Source organism: Bacillus sp. BB51/4 (assembly GCF_008368845.1).
GTDB lineage: Bacteria > Bacillota > Bacilli > Bacillales > Bacillaceae_G > Bacillus_A > Bacillus_A wiedmannii.
In genome coordinates this window covers 68,675-87,648 of the sequence record NZ_QOSC01000001.1, presented here as the reverse complement: position 1 = coordinate 87,648, position 18,974 = coordinate 68,675, and the positions used below count along the sequence as shown (strand labels likewise).

The window sequence follows — 18,974 nt, the reverse complement described above, 5'->3', positions numbered from 1 at the left end:
AGCTGCTTTTCCTTTCATGGAAAAGCAGCTTTGTTTTTTATTTCTTCAAAACCGGTATCCAAATTTCACTTTTAAAATTCGGAGAAGATATATCTTTCTGTTCATTCCACAATATTTCTGGTCCTTCCGCTAGTTCATAGTTTGAGGAAGGAAACCATTCGGAATAAATGCGTCCCCATACATTTTGTAATGTTTCAGGAAATGGACCGACAGCTTCAAATACGGTCCACGTTGAAGCTGCGACTTCAAGTTGTGTGAATTGCTCTGGACAATCTTTCATTGAGGCTACTCCAATGTAGTGATCGAGTTCTCCCTTTTCCTCCATTCTACCTTCAGAAAAGTTAGTAGAAGCACTAATAATTCCAGTAGGTTCAATGTTTGAAAGGGACTTTAATGTTTGAATGGACTCTGGATTTAAACTTTTCCACATAGAAGCAATTTCTTCATTTACACCGTTAAATACAATCGGTACGCGTTTTGTAATACCAATAATTCGAAATGGTTCTTTTTCTTCAATTCGATAGTTCATTTCGTTTCCTCCTTGAATCGATAACTGGAAGGTCATTGGTGAATAAGCTTTCAAAGAATGATTACTATTTCGGGCCTCTGAAGGTGTTATGCCGTGCAAGTTTTGAAAAGCACGTGTAAAAGAATCTGGCGAGTTGTACCCATATTTTATAGCGACATCAATGACTTTTGCATTGCTATCTTTTAGTTCAAAAGCAGCGAGAGTAAGACGTCTACAGCGAATATATTCTGACAGTGATATGCCGGCTAGGAAAGAAAACATTCTTTTAAAGTGATACTCAGAGCAGAGTGCTAGCTGTGCAACTTCTTTAAAATTAATTTCATCTGTCAAGTTGTCTTCAATATATTGCATTGCAGCATTCATATTTTTTAGTGAATCCATTAAATGACCTCCTCTGTAAGTAGAATAGCAGGAAAGAAATAGCCCCATCCGACATTTCATGCACAACTTTGTAGGATACATTTTTAACCTTACAAAATTGTAATGTTCCTGTAAGGAGAATGAATGGATGGTATGATATCCCAATGCTATAGTAACAAAGTACTTTTGTTCAGTAGGTTAAATTTTTATATCTTTACTTATGCGTCTTACATAACTGTCATGTTTGTGTAAGAAACATCGATAGTGGCAAGAGTAGAGAATGTATATAGTTGAAAATAGAGAATAGAAGAAATGAGGGATGTCGAGATGAAAACAGTGTTAGAAGCAAAAAATATTGAAAAAGTGTATGACACGGGTGGTAATAAATTCGCAGCGTTAAAAGGTATTAACTTACAAGTAAAAGAAGGTGAGTTCGTTGGAATTATGGGACCTTCTGGTTCGGGTAAGACGACTTTACTAAACGTTCTTTCTACAATTGATAATGCGACGAACGGTGAGATTTTAATTGATGGAAAAGATATCGTGAAAATGAATGATGATAAGTTAGCGTTATTCCGCCGCGATCATTTAGGTTTCATTTTCCAAGATTATAATTTATTAGATACGTTAACGGTAAAAGAGAATATTGCGTTACCTCTTGCGTTATCAAAAGTAAAGGCAAATGAAATTGATCGTCGTGTTCTTGAAATCTCGAAAAAGTTCGGTATCGATCATATTTTAAGTCAGTTCCCATATCAAGTATCTGGCGGACAGAAACAGCGTTGCGCAGCATCGCGTGCGATTGTTACAAATCCAAGTATGATTTTCGGGGATGAGCCAACTGGAGCGCTTGATTCTAAATCAGCAACAGATTTACTTGAAAGTATGAAGTCGTTAAATGAATATGATAACTCTACAATTTTAATGGTAACGCATGATGCGTTTGCGGCGAGTTACTGTAAACGAGTTATTTTCATTAAAGATGGTGAGTTATATAAAGAATTGCACCGCGGTGAATTAACGCGCAAACAGTTCTTCCAACAAGTCGTTGACGTAATGTCTTCTATTTCCGGAGGTATGGCTGATGACCTTATCTAGCATTGCCCTCCGCAACATACAGCGGAACTTTAAAGACTACTTTGTATATTTTGCATCTATGATTTTTAGTATTGTTATTTATTTTACATTTAAAGCACTGCAATATAATTCACAAATGGAAAAAGCAGCAGAAGCTTCTAAAAAAATTAGTGGAGCGTTCCAAGTTTCCAGTGTCATGCTAATTATATTCGTAGCAGTGTTCATTATATATTCAAACGGTTTCTTTACAAGGAAACGTAAAAAAGAAGTTGGATTATATTCCTTATTAGGTATTCGTAAAAGACAGATTGGTAAAATGCTGTTTTATGAAAATATGTTAATGGGATTAATGTCATTAGTAATCGGGATTGCGATTGGTAGTGTCCTTTCAAAATTATTCCTTGAGTTACTAGTAAGTATGATGGGATTAAACTTAAATGTTCATTTTGAAGTACCGATGGCTGCAATTGTTGATACGGCAATTATTTTCTTTGTGATTATATTGTATACATCACTTCAAGGATATCGTTTAATTTATCGCTTCAAGTTAATTGAACTTTTCCGCGCAGAACGTGAAGGAGAAGCAATGCCAAAAGGATCTGTCATTATGGCATTAATTTCAGTGTTCTTAATCGGTTCAGGTTATTTCTTAGCGTTAATGTTTATGAAGGCAGTTAAATATGCAGACTTTATGGCAGTTGCACTTTATATTTTACTTGCGACAGTATTAGGTACGTACTTACTATTTATGTTCTTTACAGTATTCGTATTAAAACGTGCAAGAAATAATAAATCATCGTTTTATAACGGTATGAATATGGTAACGACGTCACAGTTACTATATCGTATTAAAGGAAATGCAAAGTCACTTGCGACAATTTCTATTTTAAGTGCAGTGACATTAACGGCGGTTGGTACGTCAGTTACGATGTATTACAACACATTTACGCAATCAAAAGCATTTACACCATACAGCTATTCTTATGAGAAAAAAGATGCAGAACTAGATAAGAAAGTAAATACGATTCTTGCGGAAGAGAAGCAGAATCACCCTGTTAAAGATCAATTTGAAATTGAGACAGTTCCTGTAAAAGGGAAGTTTGAAGGAGACAAAGTTGATTTCATTCTTAATATGAATTACACGATTTCAGAGAAATATCAGTTTATGTCTCAGTCTGAATTTAATAAACTTGCTAAAAAAATCGACGCAGAAACAGTGAATGTAGCTGCTGGTGAAGCATTTATATATGATAGTTCATATATTGAAGGGCATGAGTTTAGTCCACAATATAAAGGAAACAAAGCAGTATTCCAAATTGGAAATGAAACGAAGCAATTAAAAATCCAAGGTGCAAATGACGTTGCGATTACAAATTTAGGTGAATTAGTTGTTGTCGTGTCAGATGAAATGTATGAGCAAGCGAAGCAAGCATTTGGAACACGCGTTGTAAAAAATATTGATGTAAAAGATGAAAAAGATAGTAAAGTGTTAACAGAAAAATTAACAAAAGTGATGCCAGCTGGTGAATCAGAAATGGTACCACCATTTAGAGATTTCTACACTGGTTTCCATATGGGGCTTGAAGGAACAGGACTAATGATGTTTATCGGAATGTTCTTAGGACTTGTATTCTTACTAGCAACGGGTTCTATCATTTACTTTAAGCAATTAACAGAAGCAAATGCTGATCGTGAGCGCTATATTGTACTTCACAAAGTAGGGGTCACAAAACAAGAAATGAAAAAAGCTATCGCAAAACAAGTAAGCTTTATCTTTGCGATTCCGTTAGTAATCGGAATCCTGCACAGCTTGTTTGCATTAAAAGGTTTAGGGAACATACTACCATTTGAAATTATGATTCCGCTTCTAATTAGTATTGGAGTATACGGTGTCATTTATATCGGATATTACTTTATAACAGTTCGTTCTTATTATAAGATTGTGAGTGCGAAATAATAAAGGAGCAGCTATCGCTATAAGCGGTAGCTGTTTTTTGATTTCTTCATAAAATCTTAAGAAATCTCCTCAATTTTTATTAAGAAACGATAGTTATACTTAGAAACAAGTTAAAACTATTGAACGAATGGGGAGAGGGTTACATGCAGCTCATAACATTCTTACACGAATTTATTAAACATCCGAAACATACTGGTGCAATTGCGCCAAGTTCAAAAATATTAGCAAAGAAAATGGTAGATGTAATTGATTTTAATAGAGCGAAATGCATTGTAGAGCTAGGGCCTGGTACAGGGGCTTTCACGAAAGAAATTATGAAGAGAAAGAAGAAGGAGACAATATTTCTTCTTATTGAAATTAATGAAGTGTTTTTCAAAGAGTTAGAGAGAAAGTTTAAAAATGAACAGAATGTTATTGTTGTACACGGTTCAGCTGAAAATATAAAGAAGTATATGGAAGCGTTCCATATAGAATGCATTGATTACGTCTTATCAGGATTGCCTTTTACTTCTTTGCCAGAAGAAGTTTCAAAACGCATTTTAAACAATGCAATGGAAGCAATACATGAGAATGGGGAATTCATAACATTTCAATATTCGCTTGTGAAAAAAGGATTTATACAGCATTTCTTTCCCGAAATTACGCTAGAGAAAGTGTGGCTCAATTTCCCACCAGCGTACGTCTTTAGCTGTAAAAAAGAACTCAGGAGAGCATATGCATAATGGAATTACATGAATTATTATCTTATATTGAACAATACGGTTATTGGGCGTTATTTTTCTGTTTATGGTTAGGTATTATTGGTATGCCAATTCCAGACGAAATGATTGTCATGAGTGGTGGTTTTGTATCTTCAGTAGGGATATTAAGTGTTGTTCCTTCATTCGTATTAACATATTTAGGTGTTGTATCAGGGCTATCTTTAGGGTATATACTAGGGAAAATATTTGGCATAAAAGTACTTGGAAAATTGATGAAAAAGAAAAAGGCGAAGTACCTTTTAAAATCACAAGAGATAGTAGAGAAATATGGTCATTATGCATTAGTAATAAGTTATTTTATCCCCGTTGTGAGACATATCGTACCGTATTTAGTAGGAATGAATAACATGTCATTTAAAACTTATGCAATTTATTCATATGTAATAGGGTTTGTTTGGACGTTAGTTTACTTTGTACTAGGCTCTTTATTTGGAAAGCATATAGAAATGATAGTAACCCTTGTGACCGAGTATGGTATATATTTTGGTGGCATCGTTATCATAGTTTCTAGTATTTCTTATGTGTATATACATAAGAAGAATACAGTAGTGAGTGAAATAAAGTAACATTCATAGTTTGGTAAATGATGCTGGAGGAGATTTTGTGAATAAAGGAACGATACTTATCGTGGACGATGAGAAGGAAATTAGAAAACTTATCACCATCTATTTGAAGAATGAAGGGTACGAAGTATTACAAGCTGGAGATGGTGAAGAGGGTTTAGAAATAGTAAGGAAAAGAGACGTGCATCTAATTGTACTTGATATTATGATGCCGAAAATAGATGGTATTCATATGTGTATGAAAGTGAGAGAAATAGCGGAAATGCCCATTATGATGCTTTCGGCAAAAACGCAAGATATGGACAAGGTTTTAGGGTTAACAACTGGAGCAGATGATTACGTAGCAAAACCATTTAATCCACTTGAACTCATTGCTCGTATTAAATCACAACTTCGGAGATATATGAAAATGAGCGGGGCAAGTGTAAAAGATGAAAATGTGTTTGAAGTTGGAGATATAAAGATAAATATAGCAACGCGGCAGGTCATTATTGCAAATGAAGAGGTGAAATTGACACCGAGAGAGTTTGAGGTATTAGAATTGCTTGTACGAAATCAAGGAATGGTATTAAATGCAGAGCAAATTTATGAAAGGGTATGGAAAGAGCAAGCTTTCCAATCCGATAATACTGTGATGGTACATATTCGGAAAATACGTGAAAAGATAGAGGCAATTCCAAGGAAGCCTCGTTACATTAAAACAGTATGGGGAGTTGGCTACAAGATTGAGAAAGATATTTAAACCGATGATATGGATGAATCAAGTTTTTAAAAAAATGATAGGTAAAACAGTGAGTTATTTGCAAAAGAGCATACGGGTACAGCTAATTACTACATTTACTTTCTGTACATTACTTGGTGTATTAGTAGGAGGGGTTTCATCTTCCTTTTTCGAGGATGCGAATAAAATTTCTATCATTGATTATGCATCAGGTATGGAAGCCATTGATGGACAGACACAAAGGCTTGTTGAAAGTATGACAGAAGAGGGTAAGGAAATTAATATACAAGAACTGCTTGATCAATTAAATCATCAAAATCAATTGAAGGTTTTAATAATAGATGAGAATGGGAAAGTCGTTTATAAAACAAAGGGAGCACCGGAAGAACAGATTAATCTTCATGAGACGATGCGTAATGTAATGGATTTTAAAATGGATCAAGTACGCTATGTAGAAGCACAAAATTTAATTCGAGATAGAGCTGAACAAAAGCGTAAGGAGTTTACCACCTTTTATCCAGTTACTGTTAATACGAAAAATATGTATGTCATTGCAAGTGGTATACCACAAGGAAATGTAAAGTATGTAGTGAACGGTAGTAGTCCACTCCCATCTTTACTAGGTTTTATTACTTTTCTACTTTCTTTCTTTTATATAACGAAAAGAAAGATGAATCAGATTGAAGCAATGGCAGAAGGAGTAAGAGAGTTTTCGAAAGGGAACTTACAATATAAAATCAAACAGGCAGGTCAAGATGAAATAGGTGTATTAACTTCAAATATTAATCAAATGGCAGAAAAGCTTTTGGCTAATATAGAAAAAGAAAAACAAATAGAGAAACAAAAAAGTGAATTGATTACAAATGTATCACATGATTTAAGAACACCACTTACTTCTATTATGGGGTATTTACGCTTACTAGGTGATGCGAAATATGAAAATAAAGAACAGCATGATGAGTATATAAAAATTGCTTTTTCAAAATCAGAGCAGTTGAAGATGTTAGTAGAGGATTTGTTTGAGTATACAAAACTAACAGATGAAAATATGGTGTTAGATTCGCAAGAAGTGTGTATGAATGAACTACTTGATCAGTTAATAGAAGAGCTAGTACCACAAGCAGAGGAACATAAGCTTTCATTTATGAAAAAATTTGAGGAAGATCGTATATATGCCGTTGTGGATTCTGAAAAAATGGTGCGTGTGTTTGAAAACCTCTTAATCAATGCAGTTAAATACAGTATAGATAAAGCAGAAATTCAAGTTTCGCTTCAAAGAAAAGAACAGTATATCAAAATTTCTATAGCGAATTGTAGTGAAAAATTTACAAAAACAGAATTGGAGAATTTGTTTGAGCGTTTTTATAAAAAAGATCAATCTAGAAGTAGAGCTGTAGAAGGTTCAGGCTTGGGGCTTGCAATTGCAAAAAGTATTGTTGAATTGCACAAAGGAGAAATTCGAGCGGAATATGAAAATGGGGTTATTCAATTTATTATCTTATTGCCAATTTAATTAGAAGGGTATTAGAAATATCGGTTACCTTCTAACTAGAGAAGAACGAGCGATAGTGTTGCTATTGATTTAGAGAGAGTCTTATTCCATCATTCAGGTGGATATTGATTAATAAAACAGAGAAGTGGAGAATCGAAAGTTATATGAAAAAATTAAGTGCGTTTATCGTATTGATTATAGTTGGAGTTACATTACTTGTAGTGAAAGGTGGACCGATTGTAGATCAACTCAATCCGTTTATTAAAGAAGGTATTTATTATGCTGTTGTCGACAGTGATGGGGAATATGAAACGAAAAGTAATGGTTTTGGTAGATGGAACTATAAATTTAAAGGGTATGATGAATCTGGTAAAGAACAAAAAATTATGATGACTTCTTCAAAACATTTACGAATAGGAGCATATTTAAAGATTGAATCAAAAGGGAGTTATGGTATGAAATGGGAAGAAATACAAGGTGACGAAATACCCGCTAAGGCAAAAGAAAAAGTAACAATAAAACATAAGTAGTTATAGAAATTATAAGTTGCATTCAATGGATAAAGTAACGAGTAAGCTTCGAATATAGTGGCAGTATATGATAATTTCTAAATTTTTTATAAAGAAGATAAAGATTATCTGAACTTTAGCTAAACTGCATTTCTTCTGTATACAACTACTAGTATTCTATATTGTGTAGATAAAAAATGGTAAGGAGTAACAGGATAATTATGCAGGCTTCTAAGAGGAAAATATTGTTATTTCTTTCAATTATTCTTTTTGTTTTATTGATGATGTATGTATGTACGAATAATAGGTATGTACAAAATATTATTCACAATATAGAAGACATTTATAAAGTGTATAAAGAGAATCAATTATTGAAAGAAAAAATTGAGAACCAAGAATCGTTAAAGAGTAAAGTGCAAATATTAAGTGAGGAGAAAGAAAACCTTACTAAGCTTATCAACAAGACGAGAGAATTAAAGGAACAAGGAAAATATAATTTAATTCAAGCTACAGTAGTAAGGCGTGTAGCAGAAGATTGGTATGGAAAAATCACTCTTAATAGAGGGGTACAACATGGTATAAAGGTTGATATGGTTGTTATTACAGTGGATGGTTTTATTGGAAGGGTAGAGAGTGTAGATCAATTTACATCTATTGTGAAATTAATTACGAAAGATGAACGAACAAATCGTTTAGCAATTACTTTCCAAAGCAATTCATCCATTTTAGGATTTGTTACAGGGTATGATAAGGAAAAACAAGCCCTTCGAATTGAAAATATTCCATTAGATCAAGCGAAAGAAATAAAAATAGGTGATAGTGTTATTACTTCTGAATTGAGCCAGAAAATACTACCTGGTTTTGAAGTAGCGGAGGTAATAGAACAAGAGCCGGATAAATATGGTCTTACACATATTATTTATGCAAAACCAAAGGCGAATTTATATGATTTAGAAGATGTCATTTTAGTAGAACCTAAAGGTTAGCAAAGTATAGATGAACATCATTTCTTTTTTTAGATAGAGTAAGATTAAGAGGGAAAATACAGTCTTTATTTCTTACTCAAAAATAGAATATAGAAATCAAAAGTCCCAAGCTATTAGCTTTGGGGCTTTTTCATATTCTTAAAGAAATGTTAAGAATATCCGCTGCTATTTATTAAGAAATGCTATCTATACTTAGAAATGGGTTAAGAAATACTCGGAAAATATGTAAGAAAAATAAAAATAGGAAAAAGAAGTATAGGAGGATATATATGACAAAATCAGTTGTAGAGGTAAAGAATGTACAAAAGGTATACGGTAAAAAAGGTGAGAGCCAATCGCATGCACTAAAGAATGTATCGTTCTCGATTCAAGAGGGTGAATTCGTTGGGATTATGGGACCATCTGGTTCAGGAAAAACAACATTATTGAATGTAATTTCTACATTAGATAAAGCGACAGGTGGAATTGTTGAAATTGCTGAAACAGATATTATGAAAATGAAGCAAGGGGAATTATCTGATTTTCGCTCAGAGAAACTAGGGTTTATCTTTCAAGATTTTAACTTACTTGAAAATTTATCAATCTATGAAAACATTGCATTACCGCTTTCTCTGCAAGGTGTGCATTCGAAAAGAATTGGATTAAAGGTGAAAAAGGTAGCAGAGATGTTAGGAATTTCAGAGATTCTTCAAAAATATCCGTCCGAAGTATCTGGTGGACAAAAACAACGTTCGGCGGCGGCCCGTGCACTTGTACATGAGCCAGCAATAATTTTAGGAGATGAGCCAACAGGAGCGCTTGATTCTAAAAATGCGAAAAGTTTATTAGAGGCGATGACCAACTTAAATGAAGAACAGGATGTTTCAATTATGATGGTTACACATGATCCGTTAAGCGCAAGTTATTGCCGACGTATTTTATTCATCCAAGATGGAGAGTTGTATAAAGAAATTTATCGTAGAGGTACTCGTGAAGAGTTGTATAAAGAAATTTTAGATGTGCTTGCAGATTTAGGCACACAAAAAGCATAAGAAAGAAGGTTCAGCATGTTATTCAAACTTTCCATGTCGGGACTAAAAAGTAAACGAAAAGACTATATGGTCTTATTAGTGGGGCTTATTATGTCTATTTCAATTTTTTATATGTTTCAAACGTTAGCGTTAAATAAAACGTTTATCGAAGGAAATTCCATGGACGGGATTTTTTCTGTCTTCCAAACGGGCTCATTTTTATTAGGGTTTATTACATTATTTTATATTTTATACGCCAACTCATTTTTATTATCACTTAGGCAAAAAGAATTTGGTATGTATATGGTATTAGGGGCAAAAAAGCATAAAATTACATTGCTTATGTTTATTGAAACAATTGTATTAGGAATAGTATCTCTTATAGTAGGTGTAATATTCGGTATAATTTTGGCGCAAGGCGTTGGGCATTTACTGATGAAGGAGCTGGGGTTTACTGGAGGTGGTTATCATGCATTTTATGTACCATCAATCATTGTTACTTTCATCTATTTCATTGCATTATTTATGTTGTCCTCAATTATGAATGGTATGAAACTAGCGCGTAATTCGTTATTACAACTCGTTCACTCCAATAGTCACAAAGAGCGTACGCCTACTAAAGGAAAACTAGCGAATATAGTAGCACTTTTATCAATTATTTTATTAGCAGTTGGTTATGCTTCGATGATTTATATGAAAGAGTTAAAGGAATCAGGATTTATCATTGCTACAATTACAGTAACATTAGGAACTTACATGCTATTTGCATCATTCCTTCCCATTATTATTAACAAACTAAAAGCGAATCAAAATCGTAGTGAAAAAGGAATCAATGCGTTTACGTTTGCACAGTTAAGTTTTTCTATTAATAGTTTAACGAAAGTATTAGCGACAGTTGCTATGTTAGTGGCTCTCGGTGCGGGTGCAATCTCCAGTGGTATGGCGTTAAAAAATAATGTCACAAATATGGTGGAGAGTGCAGAATACTATGATGTCGAAATTAAAAATCCCACAGCAGAAGAAAAGAAAATATTAGATAGTATTACATTTAAAGAAAAGAACGAATATCGATACAAAGTAGATGAGCAGTTTATTTACCAATTGAAAGAAGATTTAGAAAGGAATCGTCCGCTAACACCTACTGGAAAAGACGGGAATAGTAGCCGATTCGTTCCTGTTTCGAGGGAGCTAATTGTCGGAGCCGTTTTAAGCCATAGCCAAGAAAAAAACGAGGATAATACCAATGTAGTTCCAGAAGAGTGGGCAAATGTTTTAAGGTCTCTTCAAAAGACATATATGAATCCTAGTCAAAAGATACAAATTGTAGATCAAAAGATGTATGACGGGATACAAGGTAAAGAAGAAATTATAATACTGGGGAAAACGGACAATTTTATAACGTATAAAGAAGAATGGGAAAAAATCGATGAATTAGAGCTAGCTAAATATAAAGATATGAAAGAAGTACATCTTTTGAGTAAATATATGCTGTATGAAGGATATTACAGTACTTACAGTGGAACAGTATTTATGGGTTTTTTCTTAGGCATAGCTTTCTTAGCGATGTTGGCAAGTTGTTTAATGTTTAAAATTCTTTCTGGTGCTTCAAAAGATATTACGCGTTATCAAATGCTTCGTAAAATTGGTGTGCGTTATGAGCTATTAACGAAATCAATTTATAAAGAGTTACTTTTCGTTTTCTTGTTCCCAGCGATCGTAGGTATAATGCACGTATTAGTCGGAATGAACATGTTCTCGTTCTTAATAGATAATCCATATTTCCGTATTTGGCTGCCGATTATTATTTTCTTAGTCATTTACGTGTTTTATTATTTCATTACAGTTCAATTGTATAAAAAAATTGTTCTACCGAAAGAAGTGTAGCATATAAGCCTAGATATAAATCTAGTAAAAATTTATATTAGAGTGTTTTGAAAACATATAGAAATGATTGTAGCGAATTGATTTAATGAATATAGGGGGATAAAATATGACAGAAGATTTCCTGATATTTTACTTTTATTGTAAGAGAGGATACACTATGTTATTGATTTCTTAACATCATTTTGATAAGAATTATGACCGGGATGAAAGTAGTAGTTTTTGGGATAGTAGAGAGAAAAAGGTTTGTATATGTATTGTCCTAAGTGGAATGGGAGAATTAGAAAGGGGAATTCTGCTCCTTTTTATTCAAAATGTAATTTGTTTTTTAGTAAAGAATGATAGTTGGAATGAGTTTGAGATATTGAAAAAGCTTTGCGAGGATACGCAAAGCTTTTTGTATAGTTTATTTTCTTTCGATTCACATTGTAAATAAGGAGAAAGAGAATCCTCTATGTTTCAGTTTATAAAAGGTGAAGAAGAGAATTTATTATATCTTTTGTAATAAGCGTTCGCCGCTTTCCATATCGCTTTTGCATAACGGACATTTCGGTTCTGCTTCTAATGAAAAGTTTTTACGCATCCATCCACGGCAGTTTTCTTCTTGGCATTCCCATACAGCAATTGCTTCTGGTTCTTCTACAGGTTTATCATTTTTTCTCCAATACATGTGATCGCTCCCTTAAATTGAAAAGTTTTTCAGAAAAACAAAAAAGGTTGTTAACGATTTTGTTAACAACCTTCTTTGTAATTAGTTCATTATACTTTGTTTTTTGGAAAAATGCGAAGGTTAGTAATTGTTAAAGTATAGAGGAATAAGGATTATATAAGCTAAGGATTATAAATTATCGTTGAAAGCTTTGGTAATCATTCAATTTGACACGGTGTATGACGTCAACCTTCTCCTCATTTTTCTACCTTTTTCAATTTCTACTAATGTTTTTTTCGATAAACCAATAACTTCTGACATTTTTTCTTGTGATAAATCATTTTCAACACGGATAAGTGTTAATTTGGAATTAACGAGTTCAATAAATTCTTGTTTATTTATAATGCCACTCCTCTTTTATTATAGTGTAAATTTATCGAAACAATAGGGATGGTAAGGAAAAAGAAGCAACTATTAATGAAGTAGGTAAATTACCAAAAGGTTCGTACTGGAATATGCTTACAAAGGGAAAGTTTTTACATGATAAAATGCAAGTAATGATGGGTATGACTCCTGATGGACGAAGCAAAGTTAGGATTGTAAGTATGAATCCGATTCTTAATGAGAGAATTAGATTTGTTATTTTATGGTAAAATATAGAGGGAGGGGGGAGTAAGTTATGCTACTCATTGTTAGCCTTATTTTAATTGGAATCATGTGTAGTATGAGAATAGTATCTTTACATATGATAGAACGAGATAAGATAGAAGAGCGATACGTATATTGTCCAAAATGTGATGCGAAAATTAGAAGAGGGAATGCTGCTCCTTTTTGTTCGAAATGTAATTTAATATTTTAGTTCAAGTAAGTCCGCCGAATCACTTTGTATGGTGCTGGATTGTTCTTTTGAAGAAACCGTTGGGAAATTTCAGTGCTATTTCAAAAAAACGAACTGTATTACTTCTTTATACGAGCGATATATACCAAAGTTAAGAACAGACTATGAAAAAGGTATCTGGATTCACTGTGTGGATGATATTTCATTATTAAATCAGTGGGAGGAGAAATATCGAATTTTTCCTGAATATATGAATGTGTTTGTAGAATATGGGAGTGTAAAGGATTTCCCATATTTATCAGATAGAGAGAAAAAAGAATTAGCCCTTAAAATCGTTCATACTGAAATGTGATTGGGATATAGAGATGTTAGAAAAAGCATACAATAAGGTACTGGATTTGGATTATAAAAATGAATTTATTTATATAAAGAAGAGTAGTCCAAATAAAAAAATATGTATGTAGTATAATTTGGCAGCATGAAGTGATGTATGCTGATATGTACTTAGAAATAAGGGAGTATAGAACGAGACGACTAATCAAAAAGGAAAAGCTTATTAGAGAAGAAGATATGTATAAAATGTCTAATCATGTTAGTGACGTGGCTTGGAAATTAAACCATAAAGTAATGTTGATGAACGACAAAGAGAATATTATGTGGATGTTAACTTTTTTAGAGAAAAACGATCCAGATAATTTAGTTTGGAAGATTGAACGAATTGAGGAAAGTTGATAAAAAAGAGCTTGAAACAATTCAAGCCCTTTTTTTATTACTATTTATGTCCTAAAATATGTTCAACCTCATGCACACTTAATTTACTTGCCTTAGCAATCGTTTCAAGTGGCATACCAAGATCATACATGCTTTTAATCATTTGCATTCTTCCCTGTTGAACACCTTCTTTTCGACCTTGTTCAATGCCTTGTTCAAGCCCTTGTTCAAGCCCTTTTTCAATTCCTCTTTTTATTCCTTCTTGCTCTGCGTGAGCGAATTTTGCGGCTTCATCCATTAGAACCTTCTCTCTTGCGTCATAAGCTTGTCGGAAAGAAGAATCTTGACTCATACGTTCCCATTTATTTATCGCTTTTTGTAAAATAGGATCTTGGTTCATAGCAATATCCTCCAATAGTTTAGTTAAGTGCTCATCCTCATTTGCTGAAAGCAATAAAAGCCAACGAACAAATGGATCTTTCCACGGATTTACTTTTTCTTCATGCCATTGTTTTGTTAACTTTGGAATTTCTACAATGTGAATTTCTATGTCATCACTCAAGAGTTTTTGTTGCTGTGAATTCCATAATGTGCCCGTTGTATGAAATTCTTTGTGGTCTGAGAACATTATAAAGTTCAATAAATTAATGGTGATGGTTTTATGAAGCGAACTGTAAGGCATACCTTTTTGTAATTGAGATGTGTATAATTTTCCCCAATAATATAAACTACGTTTCATCATATCGTGATTATTATTGAGCTGTATTTCTACATTTACTTTTGTTCCTGTGTTTAATGTCGCTGAAATATCTAAAATAGATAACTTATCCTCTTCATATTCCCGATGTAAATGTGGATCTTCTAGTTGTAGAGAAGCAATGGGTGATTCTAAAGACTTTTGTAACATAGCGTTTAAAAATGCAATTAGAATATCTTCACTACCATTCGTACCAAACAATTGTTTAAATGCAAAATCAATGCGTAAATTAACTAACTGTTGGTTGAACAAAGTTTGTCCTCTCCCTTGTATTAAGCCGCTTCTTTCCTTCATTGTATCTAAAAAGAACTAGGGCATGCAAACAGGAAACTTTGCTATTTTTTAGCAATATTATTAGAATGTCGCAAACAAATATGTCTATGTTATACTCTAGTGAAATTGAATTCTTCCAATCAGTAGCGGCTGCTATAGAGAAGAAAGATCCAAGTATTATTGTGAATAAGGATTCTAATACGCACTGGAAAGATTGGGTGGAGTTTGATTGTGACTGAAAAGGATAGGAGAAAGAATAATAAATGAAAAGAAGAAGAAAATCCGGAGAAAAAGTACAAATGAATCGTTTTGCACTACCTTTATGCTACGGAAGTGAAGCACCATATTATTATTACGAGGTAGCGCCTCATGAAAGAGAGGAACGCTTCCATTTAACATCAGAACTTTGCGTAATGGACGATGAACATTACTTTATTAGAGGTTGTTTAGAGATTCCTATCATTGATTACCACGAAAATTTCATATGGACTGTGTGGGTATCACTTAGTAAAGAAAGTTATGATGAAGTATTAGAAAAGTGGGATGAGAGAGGCCGAGAAAATAGTGACCCTTATTTTGGTTGGTTATCTGTAGAAATACCAGTTTATCCAGAAACATTAAATTTAAAAACAAATATACATATAAGAGAAGTTGGAATGGCACCGTATGTTGGATTAGAACCAACCGAGCATCCTTTAGCGATTGAACAAAGAAATGGAATTACTTTAGAGAGAGTTAAAGAAATACAAGAAATGATTCAACGATATAACTAGATTAGAAGAGAAAAAACGAGTGCTAGCACTCGTTTTTTTATTACACAACCGCAGGATTATAAATCATCGTAAAGTGTCCTTGTAATAGTTCAATATGACAAGGTGTATGAAGCGAGCTTTCTCCATCTGTATCTACTTCTTTTTCTTCTTCTGTTTCAATATGAATGGATTTCGCTTTTACGTGGAAGATGTCATTTTCATTTGAGTCTTCAAATAGTTTCTTTCCGATATAGTCTTTAAACGCTTGAATGCCTGTTGATTTTACAACAAAAATATCAAGTGTTCCGTCGTCGCACTTTACGTTTGGAATAAAGGACGGGATACCGCCAAGATATTCACCGTTTCCAACCATAACAAGGACAGCTTCGTCTTCATATACTTGTCCATCGTACGTAATTTTTACTGGAAATGTTTCAGCATTCTTTACAGTTCGAATTGTGCTTAAGTAGTAACCAATTTTACCAAGCTTTGCTTTTTCTTCTGCATCGATATTGTTTGATACTTCAGAGACAAGTCCAATGCCCCAGAAGTTTAAGAAGTGTTGTCCATTTGCTTTTGCGACATCAACTGGTTTTACGTGTCCTTGTGTAATAAGTTTTGCTGCTTCTGCAATGTTTTGCGGAACACCAAGTGTGCGAGAGAAGTCATTGCAAGTTCCACCTGGAATAATTGCAAGTGTAGGTCTAGTTTCGAGAGGTGCTAAGCCATTTGTGCATTCAAATACTGTTCCATCACCACCAAAGACGATAATTAAATCTACTTTACTAGCAAACTCTTGGCAATATTTTGTTGCATCACCTTGCTTTTTCGTATGAAGGATATGTAAGTCAGGAAAAGCTGCCGCAAGAGGTGGTACAATTTTCGTTAAGTTCGTATGTAAATCGCCTTGCCCTGCTTTTGGATTTACGATGAGGAGTACTTTTTCAAATTTTGTCTTTGTCATTTTTATTCTCTCCCTTTGTCTTTTACGAATCGTGATAGAAAATAAACTTCCACCAGTAATTGATGGTGGAAGTTTATTCTATTATATTATTCCGTTACAACTGAAGCGATAAATGGTAAGTTACGATATTTTTCTGCGCAGTCGATACCGTAGCCAACGATAAATTCGTCTGGAATTTGGAAGCCAACATATTCAGCTTTTAAGTCCACTTTACGACGCTCAGGTTTATCAAGTAACGTACAGAATTTCAATGCTTTCGGTTTATGCATAAAGAAGTGATCTTTTAAGAAGTGAAGTGTTAAACCAGAATCGATAATATCTTCTACGACAATTACGTTTTTTCCAGTAATGTTTACATCGATATCTTTTAATAGTTTTACTTTTCCAGTTGTTTCTGTTTGATTTCCGTAGCTAGATGCAGAAATAAAGTCGATTGTTACATCGTTTTTAATGTGACGAATTAAATCGGCAGCGAATACGAAAGATCCTTTTAATACAGCGATTACTACGATTTCTTCTCCTTCAAAGTCACGTTCGATTTGAAGTGCTAGTTCTTTTACTTTTTCTTGTAATTGTTCTTCAGAAATTAAAGTATCTTTTATTTCAAGATTCATTGGAGTCCTCCTACAGTGTAAAACTTGTGAACATTTCGACTGTAAAGGAAAGAAAGGGAAAAGTCAAAGAAGATATAAGTTTTTTACAAAAATCCCCACAAAATAGTCAGATGATATGATATACTGATTATATAAAGAAAACGCTTCCAAAAGGGTGATTATGATGAGAAAGAAAGAGTATACAAGTGCAACATTTATAAAAGCATTGTTTTTAACAATTGTTCTTGGCAGTTTAGCTTACATAATTGATGTACCAGCGATTCGGATTTCACTAATTGGAATGACTTTAGTATTAGGCGCAATTTCCCACGGTATGATGTCACAGTTGCAAGAAGCTGGAGTCGATCATATGAAAGATCATATAGATGAGAACTGAGAAACCTTCACGTATAGAGAGTGAAGGTTTTTTGTTTCTTACAAAAATGTAAGGTAGTTGTAAGGCAAATCGATAGTTGCATAGTAGTGTTTTGGATAGACTATAGGTGTAAGGTAAAAGGCAAACATATTTTAGGTAAATTAAGTTTTAGGCACTCTATATGTGAAAAAGGAGTAGGAGGGCATGGAGAAACGTTGGACGACCTTTTCTTTTTTAGCAACTAGCAACACCGTAATGCTAGCTGGCGAAATGGATTTTTTGCACTTGTTTGATCGAGAAGACGATCATTCTTCTTCTAAATTTACAATGAAATGGAATAAATGGAGCGAAAGTTGTAAGTTTGAAGAAGAGGCCCCTAACGAAGAGCAAAAGATTATTTTGACAAACCCTATTAAAGCATGGGTTGTTCAACGTCGTAAGTGTAACGTCAAAAATCACTTAAAGAAAACTGAGCCGAGACAATTAGTTATCGCTCCGGCCCATTCTACTTCTAAATCACGCGAAAGTAACATGTAAATATTGAGACACACACCCGAAAAAACATCGTATATATTGCGATGTTTTTTTATTTTTCTACAATGAAATCTTTAAATGAAATATATTTCATCTGCATCTTATATTTATATCTCTTGTTTATTCTAGTGATACATCCGATGCGAAGTGATGTAAAACGTATAAAAGGAGAGAAATAAAATGAAAAAGAAACTATTACCAATTTGTGCAATGGCACTTTTAACAGTAGGATATTCTTCAGTAGCGAGTGCATCTACTGGAACATTAACAAAGGAAGAAGCAGCGCAATTGCAGCAAGATAAAGTTAAAAAAGAAGAAGCAATTAAGGAACAGCAAAAAAATGATATAGAGAAAAAGCAAGCGGCACAAGTACAAGAAAAAAGTGATATGGCTAAAAAAGAGGAAGCGATAAAAGCCACGCAAAAGAGTGAAGAAGAGAAAAAGATAGCAGCACAAGAACAGTTGAAAAATGATATGGCAAAAAAAGAAGCGGCACAAGTACAACAAAAAAATGGTGCGGTAAAAAAAGAAGTAGCGAAGCCAGCTGTACAAAGTGAAAAATTACCAAACACAGCATCAAATAATGTAGCAATGATGGCACTAAGCGCATGTCTTGTAGCGATAGGTACATTATTTGGTTTGAATCGTCGCAATAAAGTTAAGGCGTAAATAAAATATTGT

Annotated in this window: 21 protein-coding genes and 3 pseudogenes; 18 read left to right on the top strand and 6 right to left on the bottom strand. The window is 33.6% G+C overall.

Annotated features, from left to right (window positions below; translation table 11 throughout):
- Window positions 1-37: 37 nt before the first annotated feature.
- Window positions 38-910, bottom strand: coding sequence for an AraC family transcriptional regulator (locus tag DN392_RS00535; RefSeq protein ID WP_064449163.1), 873 nt, complete (start codon window positions 908-910; stop codon window positions 38-40).
- A gap of 306 nt (window positions 911-1,216) precedes the next feature.
- On the opposite strand from DN392_RS00535, the gene DN392_RS00530 reads away from it, so the two are divergent.
- The 10 genes from DN392_RS00530 to DN392_RS00485 all read left to right on the top strand — a co-directional run bounded on the left by DN392_RS00530 (window position 1,217) and on the right by DN392_RS00485 (window position 11,849).
- Window positions 1,217-1,987, top strand: a complete 771-nt coding sequence (locus DN392_RS00530; protein ID WP_000859653.1) for an ABC transporter ATP-binding protein — start codon at window positions 1,217-1,219, stop codon at window positions 1,985-1,987.
- Entirely contained in the window at window positions 1,974-3,923 is a 1,950-nt protein-coding gene (locus tag DN392_RS00525; protein WP_016085794.1) for an ABC transporter permease, read from the top strand. The genes DN392_RS00530 and DN392_RS00525 overlap by 14 nt, the downstream gene beginning before the upstream one ends.
- Before the next feature lie 143 nt (window positions 3,924-4,066).
- Complete coding sequence (locus tag DN392_RS00520) at window positions 4,067-4,645, top strand: class I SAM-dependent methyltransferase (RefSeq protein ID WP_088321324.1); 579 nt, start codon at window positions 4,067-4,069, stop codon at window positions 4,643-4,645.
- Window positions 4,645-5,250, top strand: coding sequence for a DedA family protein (locus tag DN392_RS00515; RefSeq protein ID WP_000418937.1), 606 nt, complete (start codon window positions 4,645-4,647; stop codon window positions 5,248-5,250). The genes DN392_RS00520 and DN392_RS00515 overlap by 1 nt, the downstream gene beginning before the upstream one ends.
- 37 nt (window positions 5,251-5,287) lie before the next feature.
- On the top strand, window positions 5,288-5,989 hold the full coding sequence (locus DN392_RS00510; RefSeq protein WP_088321325.1) for a response regulator transcription factor: 702 nt from the start codon (window positions 5,288-5,290) through the stop codon (window positions 5,987-5,989).
- Window positions 5,973-7,481: a sensor histidine kinase gene (locus DN392_RS00505; protein WP_048565817.1), complete on the top strand. Its 1,509-nt coding sequence runs from the start codon at window positions 5,973-5,975 to the stop codon at window positions 7,479-7,481. Before DN392_RS00510 ends, DN392_RS00505 begins: the two co-directional genes overlap by 17 nt.
- Before the next feature lie 143 nt (window positions 7,482-7,624).
- On the top strand, window positions 7,625-7,990 hold the full coding sequence (locus tag DN392_RS00500; RefSeq protein WP_088321340.1) for a YxeA family protein: 366 nt from the start codon (window positions 7,625-7,627) through the stop codon (window positions 7,988-7,990).
- Between the two features lie 200 nt (window positions 7,991-8,190).
- Window positions 8,191-8,955, top strand: a complete 765-nt coding sequence (mreC, locus tag DN392_RS00495) for a rod shape-determining protein MreC (protein ID WP_179209975.1) — start codon at window positions 8,191-8,193, stop codon at window positions 8,953-8,955.
- 269 nt (window positions 8,956-9,224) lie between these two features.
- Window positions 9,225-9,986 carry an ABC transporter ATP-binding protein gene (locus tag DN392_RS00490; RefSeq protein ID WP_088321326.1) on the top strand — a complete coding sequence of 254 codons (762 nt, stop codon included), beginning with the start codon at window positions 9,225-9,227 and terminating at the stop codon, window positions 9,984-9,986.
- Window positions 9,987-10,001: 15 nt separating this feature from the next.
- Window positions 10,002-11,849, top strand: a complete 1,848-nt coding sequence (locus tag DN392_RS00485; RefSeq protein WP_071743624.1) for an FtsX-like permease family protein — start codon at window positions 10,002-10,004, stop codon at window positions 11,847-11,849.
- Window positions 11,850-12,336: 487 nt separating this feature from the next.
- On the opposite strand, the gene DN392_RS00480 is transcribed toward DN392_RS00485, so the two are convergent.
- Together DN392_RS00480 and DN392_RS00475 are read right to left on the bottom strand one after the other, a co-directional pair.
- Window positions 12,337-12,516, bottom strand: coding sequence for a cold-inducible protein YdjO-related protein (locus DN392_RS00480; RefSeq protein WP_000289926.1), 180 nt, complete (start codon window positions 12,514-12,516; stop codon window positions 12,337-12,339).
- A 240-nt stretch (window positions 12,517-12,756) separates the two neighbouring features.
- Window positions 12,757-12,897 (bottom strand): annotated as a pseudogene (locus DN392_RS00475) (helix-turn-helix domain-containing protein); the annotation flags it as partial.
- A gap of 41 nt (window positions 12,898-12,938) precedes the next feature.
- Here DN392_RS00475 and DN392_RS31115 point away from each other — a divergent pair.
- The 3 genes and pseudogenes from DN392_RS31115 to DN392_RS00465 all read left to right on the top strand — a co-directional run.
- A pseudogene (locus tag DN392_RS31115) lies at window positions 12,939-13,098 on the top strand (YxeA family protein); the annotation flags it as partial.
- 76 nt (window positions 13,099-13,174) lie between these two features.
- Window positions 13,175-13,354 carry a hypothetical protein gene (locus DN392_RS00470; protein WP_000924670.1) on the top strand — a complete coding sequence of 60 codons (180 nt, stop codon included), beginning with the start codon at window positions 13,175-13,177 and terminating at the stop codon, window positions 13,352-13,354.
- 88 nt (window positions 13,355-13,442) lie between these two features.
- Window positions 13,443-14,065: pseudogene (locus tag DN392_RS00465) on the top strand (hypothetical protein); the annotation flags it as partial.
- Between the two features lie 40 nt (window positions 14,066-14,105).
- On the opposite strand, the gene DN392_RS00460 reads toward DN392_RS00465, so the two are convergent.
- The gene (locus DN392_RS00460) at window positions 14,106-15,053 is read right to left on the bottom strand and encodes an Rpn family recombination-promoting nuclease/putative transposase (RefSeq protein ID WP_000483130.1); all 948 of its coding nucleotides are present in this window, start codon (window positions 15,051-15,053) and stop codon (window positions 14,106-14,108) included.
- 122 nt (window positions 15,054-15,175) lie between these two features.
- Here DN392_RS00460 and DN392_RS30210 point away from each other — a divergent pair, with 122 nt between their 5' ends.
- Window positions 15,176-15,313 (top strand): DUF7003 family protein, encoded by a 138-nt coding sequence (locus tag DN392_RS30210; protein ID WP_162937148.1) that lies wholly within the window; start codon window positions 15,176-15,178, stop codon window positions 15,311-15,313.
- Between the two features lie 24 nt (window positions 15,314-15,337).
- Entirely contained in the window at window positions 15,338-15,847 is a 510-nt protein-coding gene (locus DN392_RS00455) for a DUF2199 domain-containing protein (protein WP_064056383.1), read from the top strand.
- A gap of 40 nt (window positions 15,848-15,887) precedes the next feature.
- Here the strand turns inward: DN392_RS00455 and DN392_RS00450 are convergent, their stop codons facing one another.
- Both DN392_RS00450 and hpt read right to left on the bottom strand, forming a co-directional pair.
- Window positions 15,888-16,790, bottom strand: coding sequence for a diacylglycerol/lipid kinase family protein (locus DN392_RS00450; RefSeq protein WP_000167911.1), 903 nt, complete (start codon window positions 16,788-16,790; stop codon window positions 15,888-15,890).
- An 86-nt stretch (window positions 16,791-16,876) separates the two neighbouring features.
- On the bottom strand, window positions 16,877-17,404 hold the full coding sequence (gene hpt, locus DN392_RS00445) for a hypoxanthine phosphoribosyltransferase (RefSeq protein ID WP_001047287.1): 528 nt from the start codon (window positions 17,402-17,404) through the stop codon (window positions 16,877-16,879).
- 160 nt (window positions 17,405-17,564) lie between these two features.
- Between hpt and DN392_RS00440 the strand changes: the two genes are divergently transcribed.
- The 3 genes from DN392_RS00440 (at window position 17,565) to DN392_RS00430 (ending at window position 18,962) form a co-directional block, all read left to right on the top strand.
- A complete protein-coding gene (locus tag DN392_RS00440; RefSeq protein ID WP_002096247.1) occupies window positions 17,565-17,780 on the top strand; it encodes a hypothetical protein in 216 nt (71 codons plus the stop codon).
- Between the two features lie 183 nt (window positions 17,781-17,963).
- Window positions 17,964-18,296, top strand: a complete 333-nt coding sequence (locus DN392_RS00435; RefSeq protein ID WP_064056382.1) for a hypothetical protein — start codon at window positions 17,964-17,966, stop codon at window positions 18,294-18,296.
- Between the two features lie 177 nt (window positions 18,297-18,473).
- Window positions 18,474-18,962, top strand: a complete 489-nt coding sequence (locus DN392_RS00430; RefSeq protein WP_064056381.1) for an LPXTG cell wall anchor domain-containing protein — start codon at window positions 18,474-18,476, stop codon at window positions 18,960-18,962.
- Window positions 18,963-18,974 lie beyond the last annotated feature (12 nt).

What these genes read in the sequence shown, in the direction of transcription:
- DN392_RS00515 (WP_000418937.1), top strand. Translation starts at nt 4,645, where the DNA reads ATGGAATTACATGAATTATTATCTTATATTGAACAATACGGTTATTGG.
- DN392_RS00450 (WP_000167911.1), bottom strand. Translation starts at nt 16,790, where the DNA reads ATGACAAAGACAAAATTTGAAAAAGTACTCCTCATCGTAAATCCAAAA.
- DN392_RS00485 (WP_071743624.1), top strand. Translation starts at nt 10,002, where the DNA reads ATGTTATTCAAACTTTCCATGTCGGGACTAAAAAGTAAACGAAAAGAC.
- DN392_RS00440 (WP_002096247.1), top strand. Translation starts at nt 17,565, where the DNA reads ATGATGAGAAAGAAAGAGTATACAAGTGCAACATTTATAAAAGCATTG.
- DN392_RS00535 (WP_064449163.1), bottom strand. Translation starts at nt 910, where the DNA reads ATGGATTCACTAAAAAATATGAATGCTGCAATGCAATATATTGAAGAC.
- DN392_RS00455 (WP_064056383.1), top strand. Translation starts at nt 15,338, where the DNA reads ATGAAAAGAAGAAGAAAATCCGGAGAAAAAGTACAAATGAATCGTTTT.
- DN392_RS00480 (WP_000289926.1), bottom strand. Translation starts at nt 12,516, where the DNA reads ATGTATTGGAGAAAAAATGATAAACCTGTAGAAGAACCAGAAGCAATT.
- DN392_RS00470 (WP_000924670.1), top strand. Translation starts at nt 13,175, where the DNA reads ATGCTACTCATTGTTAGCCTTATTTTAATTGGAATCATGTGTAGTATG.
- mreC (WP_179209975.1), top strand. Translation starts at nt 8,191, where the DNA reads ATGCAGGCTTCTAAGAGGAAAATATTGTTATTTCTTTCAATTATTCTT.
- DN392_RS00525 (WP_016085794.1), top strand. Translation starts at nt 1,974, where the DNA reads ATGACCTTATCTAGCATTGCCCTCCGCAACATACAGCGGAACTTTAAA.
- hpt (WP_001047287.1), bottom strand. Translation starts at nt 17,404, where the DNA reads ATGAATCTTGAAATAAAAGATACTTTAATTTCTGAAGAACAATTACAA.
- DN392_RS00430 (WP_064056381.1), top strand. Translation starts at nt 18,474, where the DNA reads ATGAAAAAGAAACTATTACCAATTTGTGCAATGGCACTTTTAACAGTA.
- DN392_RS00530 (WP_000859653.1), top strand. Translation starts at nt 1,217, where the DNA reads ATGAAAACAGTGTTAGAAGCAAAAAATATTGAAAAAGTGTATGACACG.
- DN392_RS00490 (WP_088321326.1), top strand. Translation starts at nt 9,225, where the DNA reads ATGACAAAATCAGTTGTAGAGGTAAAGAATGTACAAAAGGTATACGGT.
- DN392_RS00520 (WP_088321324.1), top strand. Translation starts at nt 4,067, where the DNA reads ATGCAGCTCATAACATTCTTACACGAATTTATTAAACATCCGAAACAT.
- DN392_RS00435 (WP_064056382.1), top strand. Translation starts at nt 17,964, where the DNA reads ATGGAGAAACGTTGGACGACCTTTTCTTTTTTAGCAACTAGCAACACC.
- DN392_RS00500 (WP_088321340.1), top strand. Translation starts at nt 7,625, where the DNA reads ATGAAAAAATTAAGTGCGTTTATCGTATTGATTATAGTTGGAGTTACA.
- DN392_RS30210 (WP_162937148.1), top strand. Translation starts at nt 15,176, where the DNA reads ATGTCTATGTTATACTCTAGTGAAATTGAATTCTTCCAATCAGTAGCG.